Here is a 17619-nt window from a genome sequence, read left to right as displayed (position 1 = left end):
TCAGGCGGTCGCCGCCGATTCCAGGAAGTCCTGGGCAAAACGTTGCAACACGCCGCCCGCCTCGTAGATCGACACTTCTTCAGCAGTGTCCAGACGGCAGGTCACCGGCACTTCGACACGTTCGCCGTTCTTGCGGGTGATCACCAGGGTCAACTGTGCACGCGGGGTGCGTTCACCGACCACGTCATAGGTTTCGCTGCCGTCGATTTTCAGGGTGTGACGGTCGGTGCCCGGCAGGAACTCCAGCGGCAACACGCCCATGCCCACCAGGTTGGTGCGGTGGATACGTTCGAACCCTTCGGCAGCGATCGCTTCCACACCCGCCAGGCGTACACCCTTGGCTGCCCAGTCGCGGGACGAACCCTGACCGTAGTCGGCGCCGGCGATGATGATCAGCGGCTGCTTGCGTTCCATGTAGGTTTCGATGGCTTCCCACATGCGCGTAACCTTGCCTTCCGGCTCGATGCGCGCCAGGGAACCCTGCTTGACCTTGCCGTTCTCGACGACCATTTCGTTGAACAGTTTCGGGTTGGCGAACGTCGCACGCTGCGCGGTCAAGTGGTCGCCACGGTGGGTCGCGTAGGAGTTGAAGTCGACTTCCGGCAGGCCCATTTTCGCCAGGTATTCGCCGGCGGCGCTGTCGAGCATGATCGCGTTGGATGGCGACAGGTGATCGGTGGTGATGTTGTCCGGCAGTACCGCCAGCGGACGCATGCCCTTGAGCGGACGTGCACCGGCCAGTGCGCCTTCCCAGTACGGCGGACGGCGGATATAGGTGCTTTGCGGGCGCCACTCATACAGCGGCGCGACTTTCGGGCCGGTGTCTTCGTGGATCGCGAACATCGGGATATACACCTTGCGGAACTGCTCCGGCTTGACAGACGCCTTGACCACCGCGTCGATTTCTTCGTCGCTCGGCCAGATGTCTTTCAGGCGGATTTCCTTGCCGTTGGCGTCGAGGCCCAGCACGTCCTTCTCGATGTCGAAACGGATGGTGCCGGCAATCGCGTAGGCCACCACCAGCGGCGGCGAAGCCAGGAACGCTTGCTTGGCATATGGGTGGATACGACCGTCGAAGTTGCGGTTACCCGACAACACGGCGGTGGCGTACAGGTCGCGGTCGATGATTTCTTGCTGGATCACCGGGTCGAGCGCACCGGACATGCCGTTGCAGGTGGTGCAGGCGAAGGCCACCACGCCGAAACCGAGTTTTTCCAGTTCGTGGCCAAGGCCGGCTTCTTCCAGGTACATGGCCACGGTTTTCGAACCGGGCGCCAGGGACGACTTGACCCACGGCTTGCGGGTCAGCCCCAGTTTGTTGGCGTTGCGCGCCAACAGGCCGGCGGCGATTACGTTGCGCGGGTTGCTGGTGTTGGTGCAGCTGGTGATCGCAGCAATGATGACCGCACCGTCGGGCATTTGCCCCGGTACTTCCTCCCACTTGCCGGAGATGCCTTTGGCAGCGAGGTCGCTGGTGGCGACGCGGGCGTGCGGGTTGCTCGGGCCGGCCATGTTGCGCACGACGCTGGACAGGTCGAAAGTCAGGCCGCGCTCGTATTTCGCGCCTTTGAGGTCGTCGGCCCACAGGCCGGTCTGGCGGGCGTATTGCTCGACCAGGGCGACTTGCTCGTCTTCACGGCCGGTGAGTTTCAGGTAGGCGATGGTCTGCTGGTCGATGTAGAACATCGCCGCGGTCGCGCCGTATTCCGGGGCCATGTTGGAGATGGTCGCGCGGTCGCCCAGGGTCAGTGCCGAGGCACCTTCGCCAAAGAACTCCAGCCATGCGCCCACGACTTTCTGCTGACGCAGGAACTCGGTCAGCGCCAGCACCATGTCGGTAGCGGTGATGCCAGGTTGCAGCTTGCCCGTCAGCTCCACGCCGACGCTTTCCGGCAGGCGCATCCACGAGGCGCGGCCGAGCATCACGCTCTCGGCTTCGAGGCCGCCGACGCCGATGGCGATCACGCCCAGGGCATCCACGTGCGGGGTGTGGCTGTCGGTGCCGACGCAGGTGTCGGGGAAGGCCACGCCGTCACGCACCTGGATCACCGGAGACATTTTCTCCAGGTTGATCTGGTGCATGATGCCGTTGCCCGGCGGGATCACATCGACGTTCTTGAAGGCTTTTTTAGTCCACTCGATAAAGTGGAAGCGGTCTTCGTTGCGACGGTCTTCGATGGCGCGGTTTTTCTCGAACGCTTTCGGGTCGAAACCACCGGCTTCGACGGCCAACGAGTGGTCGACGATCAGTTGGGTCGGCACCACCGGGTTGACCTGGGCCGGGTCGCCGCCTTGCAGGGCGATGGCGTCGCGCAGGCCGGCGAGGTCCACCAGGGCGGTCTGGCCAAGGATGTCATGGCACACCACACGCGCCGGGAACCACGGGAAGTCGAGGTCGCGCTTGCGCTCGATCAGTTGGCTCAGGGACGCATTGAGGGTGGCCGGGTCGCAACGGCGCACGAGGTTTTCCGCAAGGACGCGGGAGGTGTAGGGCAACGTGGCGTAGGCACCGGGCTTGATTGCATCGACTGCCGCGCGGGCGTCGAAGAAATCCAGGCGGCTGCCAGGGAGTTGTTTGCGAAATTCAGTGTTCATCGTCAGGACTCGGTCACGGTAATTACAAAAGAAGCCGACTGATCCGAAGCAGGAACGCGATCCAAATGTGGGAGGGGGGCTTGCTCCCGATTGCGGTGTGTCATTCAACACAGCAACAACTGCTACCGCTATCGGGAGCAAGCCCCCTCCCACCTGTTTAATCGGGTTTCCAGCCAGGGATCGGCGGTCTCCTCATTCAGCGACGTTCGATTGGAACGAACTTGCGCTGTTCGACGCCGATGTAGTCGGCGCTTGGACGGATGATGCGGTTGTTGGCGCGCTGTTCGAACACGTGGGCAGCCCAGCCGGTCAGGCGCGAGCACACGAAGATCGGCGTGAACAGCTTGGTCGGGATGCCCATGAAGTGGTACGCCGAGGCATGGTAGAAGTCGGCGTTGGGGAACAACTTCTTCTGTTCCCACATGACTCTGTCGATGGCTTCGGAGACTGGGAACAACACCTTGTCGTCCACTTCGTCGGCGAGCAGTTTCGACCAGCCCTTGATCACTTCATTGCGTGGGTCGCAGTCTTTGTAGATCGCGTGGCCGAAGCCCATGATCTTGTCCTTGCGCGCCAGCATGGCGAGGGTGCCGTCGACGGCGTCCTCTGCCGACAAGAAGCGCTCGATCATTTCCATCGCAGCTTCGTTGGCGCCGCCGTGCAGCGGGCCGCGCAGCGAGCCGATGGCAGCGGTGATGCACGAATACAGGTCGGACAAGGTCGAGGCACATACCCGCGCGGTGAAAGTCGAGGCGTTGAACTCGTGCTCGGCGTAGAGGATCAACGACACGTTCATGACTTTTTCATGCAGCTCGCTCGGCTTCTTGCCATGCAGCAGATGCAGGAAGTGCGCGCCGATGCTTGGCTCGTCGGTCACGCAGTCGATGCGCTTGCCGTCGTGGCTGAAGCGGTACCAGTAGCACATGATCGCCGGGAAGGCGGCGAGCAGGCGGTCGGTGACATCGCGTTGTGCGCTGAAGTCCTGTTCCGGCTCAAGATTGCCGAGGAACGAGCAACCGGTGCGCATCACGTCCATCGGGTGGGCGTCGGCGGGGATGCGTTCCAGCACTTCTTTCAAGGCCAGGGGCAGGTCGCGCAGTTTGCTCAGTTTGGCGGTGTAGGCCGCCAGTTCGGTTTTGGTCGGCAGTTCGCCGTACAGCAGCAGGTAGGCGACTTCTTCGAACTGCGCATCGGCAGCCAGTTCGCGCACGTCGTAGCCGCGATAGGTCAGGCCGGCACCGGCCTGGCCCACGGTGGACAGTGCGGTCTGCCCGGCCACTTGGCCACGCAGGCCGGCACCACTCAGTACTTTTGCTTCAGCCATGTCTGTTCTCCAATCTTGTATTTATCAGGGAAGCCTTCGTTGACCCCATCCCTGTAGGAGCGAGCTTGCTCGCGAAAAAACCTACGGCCAGCGCGTTTATCCAGCTTTCCCGCGTTATCGTTGACGATCTTCGCGGGCAAGCCCGCTCTCCTACAGCTGGATGACCAGCTTCTATTTCTTCGCGGCAAACAGCGCGTCGAGCTTCTGCTCGAAGGTGTGATAGTCGATGCGATCGTAAAGCTCCATGCGGGTCTGCATGGTGTCGATCACGTTCTGTTGGGTACCGTCGCGACGGATCGCGGTGTAGACGTTCTCGGCGGCCTTGTTCATGGCACGGAAGGCCGAGAGCGGGTACAGCACCAGGGAAACATCGGCAGATTTCAACTGTTCGGTGGTGTACAGCGGGGTCGCGCCGAATTCGGTGATGTTAGCCAGGATCGGCGCTTTCACACGGGCGGCGAACAGCTTGTACATGTCCAGTTCGGTGATGGCTTCCGGGAACACCATGTCGGCGCCGGCTTCGATGCACGCGGCAGCCCGCTCCAAAGCGGACTCCAGGCCTTCGACGGCCAGGGCATCGGTACGCGCCATGATCACGAAGCTGTCATCGGTGCGCGCGTCCACGGCGGCCTTGATGCGGTCGACCATTTCTTGCTGGGACACGATCTCTTTGTTCGGACGATGGCCGCAGCGCTTGGCACCGACCTGGTCTTCGATATGGATGGCGGCGGCGCCGAACTTGATCATCGACTTGACGGTGCGCGCTACGTTGAACGCCGAGGAACCGAAGCCGGTGTCCACGTCCACCAGCAGTGGCAGGTCGCAGACGTCAGTGATGCGGCGTACGTCGGTCAGCACGTCGTCCAGGCCGGTGATCCCCAGGTCCGGCACGCCCAGCGAACCGGCGGCAACCCCGCCACCCGACAGGTAGATCGCCTTGAAACCGGCGCGCTTGGCCAGCAAGGCATGGTTGGCGTTGATCGTACCGACGACCTGCAACGGCTGTTCGCTGGCGACTGCGTCACGGAAACGCTGGCCTGGGGTGCTCTTAATGTTAGAACTCATGACTCACCTCGTTATTGGGGAGCGCCGTCCGGGAAGTGACGGGCGATGTTGCGTTTGGAAGCGCCTATGTGACGGCGCATCAACAGTTCGGCCAACTCACCGTCGCGATCGGCAATCGCGTCAAGAATCCGGTGATGCTCGGCAAAGGCCTGGCGTGGACGATTCGGGGTAGCGGAGAACTGGATGCGGTACATGCGCACCAATTGATACAGCTCGCCGCAGAGCATTTGGGTCAGGGTGCGATTACGGGCGCCTTGAATTATCCGGTAATGAAAATCGAAGTCGCCTTCCTGCTGGTAGTAGCCAACACCGGCCTGGAACGCTTCGTCGCGCTCATGGGTGTGCAACACCTGGCGCAGTTCGTCGATCTCCGCGTCGGTCATGCGCTCGGCGGCCAGGCGACAGGCCATGCCTTCCAGGGATTCGCGGATTTCATAGAGTTCGATCAGCTCGGCGTGGCTCAAGGACACCACTCTGGCGCCGACATGGGGGACGCGCACCAGCAGGCGCTGGCCTTCCAGACGATGGATCGCCTCGCGCAGCGGGCCGCGGCTGATGCCATAGGTGCGCGCCAGTTCCGGTTCGGAAATCTTGCTGCCGGGGGCGATTTCGCCCTTGACGATGGCGGCCTGTATACGCCTAAAGACGTTCTCGGACATCGTCTGGGAATCGTCCTGCGCCATCACTGGGTTTTCCAGTTGATCCAGCATATTGTCGACACCTTTAAAAGCAATGTGGCAAAAACTAGCCAATCAGGCCCTGTTAGTCAAAGAATAAATCAACATTGTCGACAATCGTCTAATAACCTTCCCATCGGTCCGTCTGGGCATGGCGGGCTGCCAGCGCTGGCGCCAAAAAAGCATCATGTTAGAATGCACGCCGCATTTGCCTGACATCGCTAGATGAAACGGCGCACGAGGGAGCTTGCGCAGCAATGCCAGTCGCCTTGAATTGAACATCGCACTGCACCGCCTCAGGATCTATGAGACTCAAGCCCTTCCCCCTGTTCTGCCTACTGTTCATCCCCGGTCTTGGCGTTGCCGCCGAGAAGACCGTGTATGGTCTCAACGAATACGCCAAGTTGGCCGACATCGACCTGGAAGTCGCCGCCAAACTGGACACCGGCGCCAAGACCGCCTCCCTCAGCGCCCGCGACATCAAGCGTTTCAAGCGCAACGGCGAGTCCTGGGTACGCTTCTACCTGGCCATCGACGCCGCCCATTCCCACCCCATCGAACGCCCCCTGGCCCGCGTCAGCAAGATCAAGCGTCGCGCCGGTGATTACGACCCCGATGAGGACAAGAACTACACAGCCCGTCCAGTGATCGCGCTGGATATCTGCATGGGTACCGCTTTACGCAGCATCGAAGTGAACTTGACTGACCGCAGCGCCTTTCAATACCCGCTGCTGATCGGCTCCGAAGCGTTGAAACGCTTTGATGCGCTGGTCGACCCCAGTCTTAAATATGCAGCAGGCAAACCCGCCTGCGCCGCCGACGCTCATACCGCCGAGTAAACCGAATGCGCTCTCTGACCCTGCACCTGAGAATCCTCATCGCCATCCTGGTGGTGCTGGGGATTTCGGTCACCGCCTACCAGATCTTCGTGCTGGGCATCCCTGTCACTGAAGACGCCACCGACGACTTGTGGAACATCGACGCCAAGGTCGAGTTCGTCGCCAACCCCAAGGACCCGGTGAAGGTCCAGATGTTCGTGCCGCCGCTGAGCCGCGATTTCGTCAGCCTCAACGAGAGTTTCATCTCCAATAACTACGGGGTGAGCGTCAACCGCATCGACGGCAACCGCAAGGTCACCTGGTCGGCGCGCCGCGCCAAGGGCAACCAGACCCTGTATTACCGCCTGGTGCTGACCAAGCGTTACAGCGGCGAAAAGGTCAAGGTCAAGGGCCCGACCTTCCGCGACAGCATCGCTGTCGAAGGCCCGGAAAAAATCGCCGCCGAAGCCCTGCTCGCACCGATCCGCCAGCACTCGGCCGACGTCGAGACCTTTATCAGCGAGGCGATCAAGCGCACTAACAACCTCAACGACGACAACGTCAAGCTGCTGCTGGCCGGCGATCCGTCGATCCCGCACAAGGCCAAGATCGTCGAACTGCTGTTGTCCATTGCCCATGTGCCGGTGGAAAAAGTCCACACCCTGCGCCTGGTGGCCGACCAGCCGCAAACCCCGGAACTGTGGCTGCGCAGCTTCAATGGCAGCGACTGGCTGTACTTCAACCCGGAAACCGGCGAACAAGGCCTGCCCGCCGACCGCCTGCTGTGGTGGACCGGCGACGAGAACCTGATCACCGTCGATGGCGGCAAGAAAGCCATGGTCACCTTCAGCCTGAACAACAGCGAAATGAACGCCATTCGCCTGGCCAAGCTGACCGACGAAAACACCGACGCCAACTTCCTCGAATACTCGCTGTATGGCCTGCCGCTGCAGACCCAGCAGACCTTCATGATCATGGTGATGATCCCGATCGGCGTGCTGGTGATCCTGATCCTGCGCAACCTGATCGGCCTGCAGACCCTGGGTACCTTCACGCCGGTGCTGATCGCCCTGGCGTTCCGCGAGACGCAACTGGGCTTCGGGATTGTGCTGTTCACCATTATTACCGCGCTGGGCTTGTCCCTCAGGTCGTACCTGGAACACCTGAAGTTGCAGATGCTGCCGAGATTGTCGGTGGTGCTGACCTTCGTCGTGGTGCTGATCGCGGCCATCAGCCTGTTCAGCCATAAACTGGGGCTGGAACGCGGGCTGTCGGTGGCGCTGTTCCCGATGGTGATCCTGACCATGACCATCGAACGCCTGTCGATCACCTGGGAAGAACGCGGCGCCAGCCATGCGCTGAAAGTGGCGATTGGCACGCTGTTCGCGGCATCCCTGGCGCACCTGATCATGAGCGTGCCGGAGCTGGTCTACTTTGTGTTCACCTTCCCGGCCGTCCTGCTGATCCTGGTGGGCTTCATGCTGGCCATGGGGCGCTATCGCGGCTATCGCCTGACTGAACTGATGCGTTTCAAAGCCTTCGTGAAGGCTGACTCGTAATGTTCGGCCTCTGGAAGACCTGGAAGGCCCTGGAAGCGCGGGGGATCATGGGCATCAACCGGCGTAATGCCGACTATGTGCTCAAGTACAACAAGCGCAGCCTGTACCCGATCGTGGATGACAAGATCATCACCAAGGAGCGCGCATTGGCCGCCGGCATCCATGTGCCGCAGATGTACGGGGTGATCTCCACCGAGAAGGAAATCGACAAGCTCGACGAGATCATCGGCGGCCGCAGCGACTTCGTGATCAAACCGGCCCAGGGCGCCGGCGGTGACGGCATCCTCGTCATCGCCGACCGCTTCGAGGGGCGTTATCGCACCGTGTCCGGCAAGATCATCAGCCATGAGGAGATCGAGCATCAGATCTCCAGCATCCTCACCGGCCTTTACTCCCTGGGCGGCCACCGCGACCGTGCGCTGATCGAGTACCGCGTGGTGCCCGACCAGATCTTCAAGAGCATCAGCTACGAAGGCGTGCCGGACATCCGCATCATCGTGCTGATGGGCTACCCGGTGATGGCCATGCTGCGCTTGCCGACCCGCCAGTCCGGCGGCAAGGCCAACCTGCACCAGGGCGCGATCGGCGTGGGCGTCGACCTGGCCACCGGCCTGACCCTGCGCGGCACCTGGCTGAACAACATCATCACCAAACACCCCGACACCACCAACGCGGTGGATGGCGTGCAACTGCCCTATTGGGACGGTTTCATGAAACTCGCGGCCGGCTGCTATGAGCTGTGCGGGCTGGGCTATATCGGCGTGGACATGGTGCTGGACCAGGAGAAAGGCCCACTGATCCTTGAACTGAATGCGCGGCCGGGGCTGAATATCCAGATCGCCAACGACTGCGGCCTGACCCTGCGCACCCATGCGGTGGAGGCGCACCTGGAAGCGTTGAAGGCGGCGGGGGTGACGCAAACCCCGGAAGAGCGAGTCAAGTTCGCCCAGGAAATGTTCGGACATATTCCCCCCGTAGCAGGCTGATCCAGCCTTCCACCTGCCTATCCCCGACATCCCCCCTAGGACCAAATCCTACGGGGGACTACAATCCCCTCCCCCATGCCAACGGCTGATCCACCCCGCATGTCGACCTGCTCCGTACACCCACTGCCCTATCGGGCCAACCCCGCCGAGTATTTTGCGGCGATTCGTCACGCGCCCGGTGCGGTGCTGCTCGACAGCGGTCGCCCGGCCGCCGAGCGTGGCCGTTACGACCTGCTCAGCGCCTGGCCACTGGTAACGCTGACGGTGGGGCCTGACGAGAGCGGCAGCGAGTTCCTGCAACGCCTGCGGGAAAACCTGACGCAGTTGGGTGAAGCGGCATTGCCAGCCGGCTATACGTTGCCGTTCGCCGGCGGCCTGATCGGTTACCTGAGCTATGACTTCGGCCGGCACTTGGAACCGTTGCCGCACCAGGCGGTGGATGATCTGCACCTGCCGGACGCACGTTTCGGGCTGTATGCCTGGGCCCTGGTCAGCGATCACCAGGCGCAGACCAGCCAACTGGTGTTTCACCCGACGCTGGTCGATAGCGAGCGGCAGCGACTGATCAGCCTGTTCGGCCGAGCCGGCGCCGCTACCGCGGCCACCTTCAAGCTCCACGGCCCGATGACACCGGACATCAGCGCCCAGACCTACGCACAGGCCATCGCCCGCATCCACGACTACATCCAGGCGGGCGACTGCTACCAAGTCAACTTCACCCAGCGTTTCCGTGCGGCGTGCAGCGGCGATCCATGGGTGGCCTATTGCGCCCTGCGCGAAGCCTGCCCGACGCCATTTTCCGGGTTCCAGAGCCTGCCGGATGACGGCGCGGTGCTGAGCCTGTCGCCGGAGCGTTTCGTGCGCATCAGCCAGCGCCAGGTCGAAACCCGCCCGATCAAAGGCACCCGCCCCCGAGGCCTCACCCCCACGGAAGACGCCGCCAACGCCGCCGAACTGCTGGCCAGCCCCAAGGATCGCGCCGAGAACCTGATGATCGTCGACCTGCTGCGCAACGACCTCGGTCGCACCTGCCGCACCGGTTCGGTGAGCGTGCCGGAGCTGTTCAGCCTGGAAACCTACCCCAACGTGCACCACCTGGTCAGCAGCGTGACCGGCGAACTGGCCGACGACAAAGACGCCCTCGACCTGATCGCCGGCAGCTTTCCCGGCGGTTCCATCACCGGCGCGCCGAAGATCCGTGCGATGCAGATCATCGACGAACTGGAACCGACCCGACGCGGCCTGTATTGCGGTTCGTTGGTGTATCTGGATGTGCGCGGCGAGATGGACAGCTCCATCGCCATCCGCAGTTTGCTGGTCAAGGATGGCCAGGTGTGCTGCTGGGGCGGCGGCGGGATTGTGGCGGATTCGCAATGGGAGGCGGAGTATCAGGAGTCGCTGACCAAGGTGCGGGTCTTGTTACAAACCCTGGAAAGCCTGTAACGCCGCGCCCTTCCTGGCTTCGGAAAGCAGCGCTCGACCGCGGAAAGAATCTGAATCAGAACCGCTGTGGACGGGGTATGAACCGGAGGATAGCGTCCGGCTTCGACCGTCCACCCGCCGTCTGTGAAGGATCACATGAAGCGATTGCTTACTCCTCAGAAAATATTTCAAAGATTGCATCTGCACTTGCGCGAGCCTAGCATCTCCCAAATTGGGAGGTTGAAGTCATGCGGATAATCGCGTTCTCGACCTTACGTCTCTTCTGGGAGAGCCACCCAGCTTATATCGACGCCAAAACACCGCTGGTCGAGTTGTATCGCCATATGGAGAAGGCTGCATATTCAACACCGCAAGCGCTCAAGGCGGAGCTCGCAACCGCGAGCATCCTCAAAGGCAGCAGGGTTGTATTCAATGTGGGCGGCAACAAATAGCGAGTAATCATGGCGATCAATTATCAGCGCCAGCTTGGGTTCATACGTTTCGTGAGAACCCACGCACAGTACGATCAGATCAACGCGGAGACCGTGTGATGAACATCAAACCCATACATTCCCAAGAAGACCTCACCGCCGCGCTCGCACGCGTCGAACAGATATGGGAAGCGCCAATCGGCTCGCCCGAGGGGGATGAGCTGGAAATTCTTGCAATACTCATTGAAAAGTATGAGACCGAACATTATCCAATGCCGCCGTCGGACCCGGTGGAAGCCATCCGCTTTCGCATGGAGCAACTCGGTATGACGGCACGCGACCTGGAGGCATTCATCGGCACCAGTGGCCGGGTGTCCGAAGTGCTCAACCGCAAGCGCAAGCTGAGCCTGTCGATGATCAGGCGCCTGCATGAAGGTTTGAGCATCCCTTATGAGCGGTTGCTGACCGGGGCCTGAGATCTCGGGCCGCCGTCAGCGAACGACTTACAGGCTCAACGAGCGGTCAGAAGTGTTGGTTGAGCGAGCAAAAGGACTGCCGAACTCTAGGGATTCAAGCCCGTCGCCGCAACGCAGGGCGGATTTTGATACCATCGCTCCCCTATAGAGCGCTCAGCGCCACTGACCTGTAGGAACCGTCCTGATGAACCAAGCTTTCGACGTTGTTGAACTCGCTACGACTTATGCCAACAAGTCTGCCCAGGACATTCTCAAGCTGGCATTCAGCCAGTTCGGCGATGACCTGTGGATTTCCTTCAGCGGTGCCGAGGATGTGGTGCTGGTGGACATGGCCTGGAAGCTGAACAAGAACGTCAAGGTGTTCAGCCTCGACACCGGCCGCCTGCACCCGGAGACCTACCGGTTCATCGAGCAGGTGCGCGAGTTCTACAAGATCGACATCGAACTGATCTCGCCGGACCAGAGCAGACTGGAACCCTTCGTCAAGGAGAAAGGCCTGTTCAGCTTCTATAAGGACGGCCATGGCGAATGCTGCGGCGTGCGCAAGATCGAGCCGCTGCGCCGCAAGCTTGCCGGCGTGAGCGCCTGGGCCACCGGCCAACGCCGCGACCAGAGCCCCGGCACCCGCAGCCAAGTGGCGGCATTGGAGATCGACACCGCCTTCTCCACCCCGGAACGTACCCTGTACAAATTCAACCCGCTGGCGCAGATGACCAGCGAAGAAGTCTGGGGTTATATCCGCATGCTGGAGTTGCCGTATAACAGCCTGCATGAGCGCGGTTTTATCAGCATCGGCTGCGAACCCTGCACCCGTCCGGTACTGCCGAACCAGCACGAACGCGAAGGCCGTTGGTGGTGGGAAGAAGCCACGCAGAAAGAATGCGGGCTGCACGCCGGGAATCTCATCGGCAAGGCTTGAAGCTGACGCAGTAAAACATGTGGGAAGGGGCTTGCTCCCTCCCACATTTTGTTTTGTGTTTGCCATTAGATATGTACACACACATGTAACCATCGGTGCCATTTGTGTGTGCAATCCTTATTCTCGCGCACCATAACGTAACACCTTCCCCGGCCATCGCCTGGCCTGGCGAATCGCACGCCTACAAGCGAAAAATAAATAGCTGTTCAAGCGGTCAATTTATATCTCTTGAAATTCAGCGATTTATTCAATCCCCCTATCAAAACGAAATTACCCAGGTTTTTTATAGAGCCAAAACTGGCACGCATGTGGCTTAAGGTGAAAAGTGCTTTGTATACAATAAATACAAAACCTACATACACTTTGCCATCCGCGGCGCTGCTGCAGATGCGCTGGAGCCTGCCGGAATGCGTACAAGCCTCTCGAACACCATCGCACTGGATCTGCCCTCCTCCGCCCTGAACCCCGAGGACGCCGGCCCCGGTCCGGTGGCGCTCAGCCCGCGCCTGCACAACAAGGACCTGGCGCCCACCAAGGTCGAAGGCCGACGCTGGGGGCGCTACAGCATCTTTGCGCTGTGGACCAACGATGTGCACAACATTGCCAACTACTCATTCGCCATCGGCCTGTACGCACTGGGCCTGGGTGGCTGGCAGATTCTGCTGTCCCTGGGCATCGGCGCGGCGCTGGTGTACTTCTTCATGAACCTGTCGGGCTATATGGGGCAAAAGACCGGGGTACCGTTTCCAGTGATCAGCCGTATCAGCTTTGGTATTCATGGGGCACAGATTCCGGCGCTGATCCGCGCCGTGATTGCGATTGCCTGGTTCGGGATCCAGACCTACCTGGCCTCGGTGGTTTTCCGCGTGCTGCTGACCGCGATTCATCCGGGCTTTGGCGACTATGACCACAACTCGATCCTGGGTTTGTCGACCCTGGGCTGGGTGTGCTTTGTGGCGATCTGGTTCGTGCAACTGGTGATCCTGGCCTACGGGATGGAGATGGTGCGCCGCTATGAAGGCTTCGCCGGGCCGGTGATCTTGCTCACCGTCGCGGCGCTGGCCGGCTGGATGTACTTTCAGACCGGCGGCAACATCGCCTGGTCGATCCGCGAACCGCTGCGCGGCGCCGAGATGTGGCGCAATATCTTTGCCGGCGGCGCGCTGTGGCTGGCGATCTACGGCACGTTGATCCTCAACTTCTGCGACTTCGCCCGCTCCTCGCCATGCCGCAAGACCATCCTGGTCGGCAACTTCTGGGGCTTGCCGGTGAATATCCTGGTCTTTGCCGCCATCACCGTGCTGCTGTGCGGCGGGCAATTCCAGCTCAACGGCCGGGTGATCGAAAGCCCGACTGAAATCATCGCCGCCATCCCCAACACCTTTTTTCTCGTGCTCGGTTGCCTCGCATTCCTGATCGTCACCGTGGCGGTGAACATCATGGCCAACTTCGTCGCGCCGGCCTTTGTGCTGAGCAACCTGGCGCCCAAGTACCTGAACTTCCGCCGCGCCGGGTTGATCAGCGCCACCGTGGCGGTGCTGATCCTGCCGTGGAACCTCTATAACAGCCCGCTGGTGATCGTGTATTTCCTCTCTGGCCTTGGCGCGCTGCTGGGGCCGCTGTACGGAGTGATCATGGTCGATTACTGGCTGATCCGTAAAAGCCAGGTGGACGTGCCGCAGCTGTACAGCGAAGACCCGAACGGTGTTTATTACTACAGCCGTGGCGTCAATTTGCGTGCACTGGCAGCGTTTATTCCGGCGGCGATGATCGCCATCCTGCTAGCGTTGTTGCCAGGGTTCGCCAGCGTCTCGCCGTTTTCCTGGTTGTTTGGCGCCGGTATTGCAGGGCTACTCTATCTGCTGATCGCCAAGCGTCAGCCGTTCTACGCCGATGTCAGCGGCGAAAGCATTGCAGTCGATAACGTCAGTCATTAATCAAGGACCTTCCATGCGTATCCTCGTGGTCAACGTCAACACCACCGAATCCATCACCGACACCATCGCCCGGCAAGCGCGGGCCGTGGCGGCACCGGGCACCGAGATTGTCGGGCTCACGCCTCGCTTCGGCGCGGATTCGGTAGAAGGCAATTTTGAAAGCTACCTGGCCGCCATCGCGGTGATGGACCGGGTGATGGCCTACGACCAGCCGTTCGATGCAGTGATCCAGGCCGGCTATGGCGAACATGGCCGCGAAGGTTTGCAGGAACTGTTGAACGTGCCAGTGGTGGACATCACCGAAGCGGCCGCCAGCACCGCGATGTTCCTGGGGCATGCCTATTCGGTGGTGACCACCCTGGATCGCACCGTACCGCTGATCGAAGACCGCCTGAAACTCGCCGGCCTGTACCAGCGCTGCGCCTCGGTGCGAGCCAGCGGCATGGCGGTGCTGGAGCTGGAAGAACACCCGCTGGCAGCCATGGAAGCCATCGTCCACCAGGCGGAACTGGCGATCCGCGAGGACAAGGCCGAGGTGATCTGCCTGGGTTGCGGCGGCATGGCCGGGCTGGATGAACGGATTCGCCAGCGCACCGGCGTGCCGGTGGTCGACGGAGTAACGGCGGCGGTGACCATTGCCGAATCCCTGGTGCGACTGGGGTTGTCGACCTCGAAGATTCGGACTTACGCGACGCCACGACCGAAGACCATCATTGGCTGGCCCGGCAAGTTCGGACAATAAAATCTGACGCGGGAGGACGCTGGGCTTAGACCGCGCTGAATATTTGCCCCAAGCCCTGCTCGGCAAACTGCTCGATGATGAAATCCACAAACGCCCGGGTTTTGCCGGGCAGCAGTTTGTGCTCGGCGTAGTAGAGGGAGATATTGCCGTCGTCGACGTACCAGTCAGGCAGCACGCGCACCACCGCGCCGCTGTCCAGAAACGGCACGGCCATGGGCATGCTCACCAGTGCAATGCCCAGGCCTTGGGCACTGGCGCAGCAGGCGGCTTCGGAGTCGCTCATGGTCATGCCGGGCTTGAGCACCAGCGGGCGCTGTTCGCGTTCGCCACTGGTGAGTTGCCAGGAGCGTATACGCCCGGTTTGCGGTGAGCGAATCAGGATGCCCTTGCAGCGCGACAAGTCTTCGGGCACCAGCACCGGCGGGCGCTGCGCCAGGTAATGCGGTGACGCCACCAGCACCCGATGCGCCGGTGCCAGCTTGCGCGCCACCACGCCCTGGGGCAGTTCGAACCCACCGCCGATGGCCGCATCGAAGCCCTGGCCGATCAGGTCGACCTGGCGGTTATCGAAATGCCAGTCTGGGCTGATGTCCGGGAAACGCCGCATGAACTCGCCCAACAACGGCACCACGTAGCGATTGCCGAACACCGTGCCCATGCTCACCTTGAGCGTACCCACTGGCCGCCCTTCGGCGCTGGCCAGGTTGGCGACGGCGTTCTGGATAGTGGTAAGGCTGCCGCTGACTTCCTGCAGGAACACTTTGCCGGCTTCTGTCAGGGTCAGGCGTCGGGTGCTGCGCTGGAACAGGCGTACACCAAGGCGCGCCTCCAGCTTGGCGACGCTTTTGCCGACGGCCGCCGGGGTCAGGCTCAGGTGCCGCGCCGCCTCGGCAAAGCTGCCGCCTTCGGCACTGCGCACGAAGCATTCGATACTGCCAAAGCTCTCCATACCACCCCACTCTAAACTTTTGGTTTACACAGACTATAGCAATCGCGATCTACCGGTGTGTGCGGGCGAGGTCGATACTCGGCTCCATCAACAAGGCATTGGGCCTTGAACATCAAGGAGATCGACATGACCACACAAAACCTCAGCGGCAAAGTTGCGTTGATTCAAGGCGGTTCCCGCGGCATTGGCGCCGCCATCGTCCAGCGCCTGGCCGCACAGGGTGCCGCCGTTGCCTTTACCTACGTCAGCTCGGCCGCCAAGGCTGAAGCATTGCAGAACAGCGTCATCAGCCAAGGCGGCAAAGCCCTGGCGATTCAAGCCGACAGCGCCGATGCCACGGCGATCCGCAACGCAGTCAACGCCACCGTCGAAGCCTTCGGCCGCCTGGATATCCTGGTGAACAATGCCGGCGTGCTGGCCATCGCACCGCTGCAGGACTTCACCCTGGAAGACTTCGACCAGACCCTGGCAATCAACGTGCGCAGCGTGTTTATCGCCACCCAGGAAGCAGCCAGGCACATGGGCGAAGGGGGACGAGTGATCAATATCGGCAGCACCAACGCCGAGCGCATGCCGTTTGGCGGTGGCGGCCCCTACGCGATGAGCAAGGCGGCGCTGGTGGGCCTGACCAAAGGCCTCGCACGTGACCTGGGGCCACGGGGCATCACCATCAATAACGTGCAGCCCGGGCCGGTGGACACCGACATGAACCCGGCAAACAGTGAGTTTGCCGAGAGCCTGATCGGGCTGATGGCGGTGGGCCGTTACGGACATGTGGAAGAGATTGCCAGCTTCGTGGCGTATCTGGCCGGCCCGGAAGCGGGCTATATCACCGGTGCCAGCCTGACCATCGATGGCGGCTTCAGCGCCTGACAACGGCGGGCGGGGGCTTGCTCCCGATAGCGGTGGATCAGTCGATACAGATGCTGACTGTCATACCGTCATCGGGAGCAAGCCCCCCTCCCACCTGTCTGGCTGGGGGCGTTCAGGAAAGAGGCGGCAGGCCGTAGGCAGCCAGGTCGAAGTCCGCGAGCTTGCGGATGATCTGGTCGGCATGGTGATACTTGCTGTCGGCCATGGCTTCATCCGGCACGGCAATGGCGGTCATCCGGGCCGCTTTCGCAGCGGTGACGCCAAACGGCGAATCTTCGAACACCAGGCAATCTTCCGGCGCCACACCCAGGCGACGCGCGGCGGTGAGGAAGATATCCGGCGCGGGTTTGGCGGCGCCGACTTCCGGGTCATCGGCCGTGACGATGGTGCCGAACAGGCTGAACCACTCGCGGTGCAGGGTGGTCTTGTGGCCAAACGAATGGCGCGACGAACTGGTGCCCACGGCAATCGGGATGTTGTGGGCCTTCAAGTGCCGCACCAGCACCTCGGCCCCCGGCATGCCCAAGGCCTTGGGGAAACGCTCGCTCATCAGCGGCTCGCGGATTTCCAGGAATTGCGCTGGCGTGATCGGCAGATCCAGCGCCTTGACCACATAGTCGGCCAAGTCCTGGGCACCACGCCCGATGATGTGCTGCTTGATGCCCCAATCGTAGGCGCGACCGTAGCGTTCGGCGATGATCTGTGTGACTTCGGTATAGATGCCTTCTGTATCCAGTAACAACCCGTCCATATCGAAAATCACGGCCTTGATCGGGACAGCGGTACGCGGTGCATTCATCACAACAGATCCCAGGGGGAAGGACTAAAAGGATTCAGCACAATAAC

General features: G+C 61.5%; 16 protein-coding genes and 1 pseudogene. 10 read left to right on the top strand and 7 right to left on the bottom strand.

Annotated features, from left to right (window positions below):
- From acnD to BLR63_RS00335, 5 genes are all read right to left on the bottom strand, one after another.
- Complete coding sequence (acnD, locus tag BLR63_RS00350) at window positions 1–2595, bottom strand: Fe/S-dependent 2-methylisocitrate dehydratase AcnD (RefSeq protein ID WP_010563804.1); 2595 nt, start codon at window positions 2593–2595, stop codon at window positions 1–3.
- Window positions 2596–2791: 196 nt separating this feature from the next.
- Window positions 2792–3919, bottom strand: coding sequence for a bifunctional 2-methylcitrate synthase/citrate synthase (gene prpC, locus BLR63_RS00345; RefSeq protein WP_010563803.1), 1128 nt, complete (start codon window positions 3917–3919; stop codon window positions 2792–2794).
- Entirely contained in the window at window positions 3898–4059 is a 162-nt protein-coding gene (locus tag BLR63_RS30965; RefSeq protein ID WP_156791889.1) for a hypothetical protein, read from the bottom strand. The genes prpC and BLR63_RS30965 overlap by 22 nt, the downstream gene beginning before the upstream one ends.
- 31 nt (window positions 4060–4090) lie before the next feature.
- Window positions 4091–4984: a methylisocitrate lyase gene (gene prpB, locus BLR63_RS00340; RefSeq protein ID WP_010563802.1), complete on the bottom strand. Its 894-nt coding sequence runs from the start codon at window positions 4982–4984 to the stop codon at window positions 4091–4093.
- An 11-nt stretch (window positions 4985–4995) separates the two neighbouring features.
- Window positions 4996–5694, bottom strand: coding sequence for a GntR family transcriptional regulator (locus BLR63_RS00335; RefSeq protein WP_010563801.1), 699 nt, complete (start codon window positions 5692–5694; stop codon window positions 4996–4998).
- Window positions 5695–5966: 272 nt separating this feature from the next.
- Between BLR63_RS00335 and rloA the strand changes: the two genes are divergently transcribed.
- The 9 genes and pseudogenes from rloA (at window position 5967) to BLR63_RS00290 (ending at window position 14951) form a co-directional block, all read left to right on the top strand.
- On the top strand, window positions 5967–6500 hold the full coding sequence (gene rloA, locus BLR63_RS00330) for a retropepsin-like aspartic peptidase RloA (protein WP_010563800.1): 534 nt from the start codon (window positions 5967–5969) through the stop codon (window positions 6498–6500).
- A gap of 5 nt (window positions 6501–6505) precedes the next feature.
- Window positions 6506–8038, top strand: coding sequence for an osmotic stress tolerance membrane protein RloB (gene rloB / locus BLR63_RS00325; protein WP_010563799.1), 1533 nt, complete (start codon window positions 6506–6508; stop codon window positions 8036–8038).
- On the top strand, window positions 8038–9024 hold the full coding sequence (locus tag BLR63_RS00320) for an alpha-L-glutamate ligase-like protein (protein WP_010563798.1): 987 nt from the start codon (window positions 8038–8040) through the stop codon (window positions 9022–9024). The genes rloB and BLR63_RS00320 overlap by 1 nt, the downstream gene beginning before the upstream one ends.
- Window positions 9025–9123: 99 nt before the next feature.
- Window positions 9124–10467: an aminodeoxychorismate synthase component I gene (pabB, locus tag BLR63_RS00315; protein ID WP_010563797.1), complete on the top strand. Its 1344-nt coding sequence runs from the start codon at window positions 9124–9126 to the stop codon at window positions 10465–10467.
- Window positions 10468–10694: 227 nt separating this feature from the next.
- Window positions 10695–10997 (top strand): annotated as a pseudogene (locus BLR63_RS00310) (type II toxin-antitoxin system HigB family toxin).
- A complete protein-coding gene (locus tag BLR63_RS00305; RefSeq protein ID WP_010563794.1) occupies window positions 10997–11353 on the top strand; it encodes a helix-turn-helix domain-containing protein in 357 nt (118 codons plus the stop codon). The pseudogene BLR63_RS00310 and the gene BLR63_RS00305 overlap by 1 nt, the downstream one beginning before the upstream one ends.
- A 184-nt stretch (window positions 11354–11537) precedes the next feature.
- Window positions 11538–12272 carry a phosphoadenylyl-sulfate reductase gene (locus tag BLR63_RS00300; protein ID WP_010563793.1) on the top strand — a complete coding sequence of 245 codons (735 nt, stop codon included), beginning with the start codon at window positions 11538–11540 and terminating at the stop codon, window positions 12270–12272.
- A 407-nt stretch (window positions 12273–12679) separates the two neighbouring features.
- Window positions 12680–14209, top strand: a complete 1530-nt coding sequence (locus BLR63_RS00295) for an NCS1 family nucleobase:cation symporter-1 (RefSeq protein WP_010563792.1) — start codon at window positions 12680–12682, stop codon at window positions 14207–14209.
- Between the two features lie 13 nt (window positions 14210–14222).
- Window positions 14223–14951: an aspartate/glutamate racemase family protein gene (locus BLR63_RS00290; protein ID WP_010563791.1), complete on the top strand. Its 729-nt coding sequence runs from the start codon at window positions 14223–14225 to the stop codon at window positions 14949–14951.
- Between the two features lie 25 nt (window positions 14952–14976).
- Here the strand turns inward: BLR63_RS00290 and BLR63_RS00285 are convergent, their stop codons facing one another.
- Window positions 14977–15900 carry a LysR family transcriptional regulator gene (locus tag BLR63_RS00285; protein WP_010563790.1) on the bottom strand — a complete coding sequence of 308 codons (924 nt, stop codon included), beginning with the start codon at window positions 15898–15900 and terminating at the stop codon, window positions 14977–14979.
- A 126-nt stretch (window positions 15901–16026) separates the two neighbouring features.
- On the opposite strand from BLR63_RS00285, the gene BLR63_RS00280 reads away from it, so the two are divergent.
- Window positions 16027–16773 (top strand): 3-oxoacyl-ACP reductase family protein, encoded by a 747-nt coding sequence (locus BLR63_RS00280; protein ID WP_010563789.1) that lies wholly within the window; start codon window positions 16027–16029, stop codon window positions 16771–16773.
- 112 nt (window positions 16774–16885) lie between these two features.
- Here BLR63_RS00280 and BLR63_RS00275 read toward each other — a convergent pair whose 3' ends face one another.
- Window positions 16886–17572: an HAD-IA family hydrolase gene (locus BLR63_RS00275; RefSeq protein WP_010563788.1), complete on the bottom strand. Its 687-nt coding sequence runs from the start codon at window positions 17570–17572 to the stop codon at window positions 16886–16888.
- Window positions 17573–17619: the final 47 nt, after the last annotated feature.

It is taken from the genome of Pseudomonas extremaustralis (genome assembly GCF_900102035.1).
Lineage (GTDB): Bacteria > Pseudomonadota > Gammaproteobacteria > Pseudomonadales > Pseudomonadaceae > Aquipseudomonas > Aquipseudomonas extremaustralis.
Note: the sequence above shows the minus strand (reverse complement) of the source record. Positions and strands in the feature narration are given on the sequence as shown.

Excerpts from the sequence above, each read along its gene's own strand:
- BLR63_RS00335 (WP_010563801.1), bottom strand. The coding sequence starts at position 5,694 with ATGCTGGATCAACTGGAAAACCCAGTGATGGCGCAGGACGATTCCCAG.
- prpB (WP_010563802.1), bottom strand. The coding sequence starts at position 4,984 with ATGAGTTCTAACATTAAGAGCACCCCAGGCCAGCGTTTCCGTGACGCA.
- rloA (WP_010563800.1), top strand. The coding sequence starts at position 5,967 with ATGAGACTCAAGCCCTTCCCCCTGTTCTGCCTACTGTTCATCCCCGGT.
- BLR63_RS00280 (WP_010563789.1), top strand. The coding sequence starts at position 16,027 with ATGACCACACAAAACCTCAGCGGCAAAGTTGCGTTGATTCAAGGCGGT.
- BLR63_RS00320 (WP_010563798.1), top strand. The coding sequence starts at position 8,038 with ATGTTCGGCCTCTGGAAGACCTGGAAGGCCCTGGAAGCGCGGGGGATC.
- BLR63_RS00275 (WP_010563788.1), bottom strand. The coding sequence starts at position 17,572 with ATGAATGCACCGCGTACCGCTGTCCCGATCAAGGCCGTGATTTTCGAT.
- BLR63_RS00295 (WP_010563792.1), top strand. The coding sequence starts at position 12,680 with ATGCGTACAAGCCTCTCGAACACCATCGCACTGGATCTGCCCTCCTCC.
- prpC (WP_010563803.1), bottom strand. The coding sequence starts at position 3,919 with ATGGCTGAAGCAAAAGTACTGAGTGGTGCCGGCCTGCGTGGCCAAGTG.
- acnD (WP_010563804.1), bottom strand. The coding sequence starts at position 2,595 with ATGAACACTGAATTTCGCAAACAACTCCCTGGCAGCCGCCTGGATTTC.
- BLR63_RS00285 (WP_010563790.1), bottom strand. The coding sequence starts at position 15,900 with ATGGAGAGCTTTGGCAGTATCGAATGCTTCGTGCGCAGTGCCGAAGGC.
- BLR63_RS00305 (WP_010563794.1), top strand. The coding sequence starts at position 10,997 with ATGAACATCAAACCCATACATTCCCAAGAAGACCTCACCGCCGCGCTC.
- BLR63_RS00300 (WP_010563793.1), top strand. The coding sequence starts at position 11,538 with ATGAACCAAGCTTTCGACGTTGTTGAACTCGCTACGACTTATGCCAAC.
- BLR63_RS00290 (WP_010563791.1), top strand. The coding sequence starts at position 14,223 with ATGCGTATCCTCGTGGTCAACGTCAACACCACCGAATCCATCACCGAC.
- rloB (WP_010563799.1), top strand. The coding sequence starts at position 6,506 with ATGCGCTCTCTGACCCTGCACCTGAGAATCCTCATCGCCATCCTGGTG.
- pabB (WP_010563797.1), top strand. The coding sequence starts at position 9,124 with ATGTCGACCTGCTCCGTACACCCACTGCCCTATCGGGCCAACCCCGCC.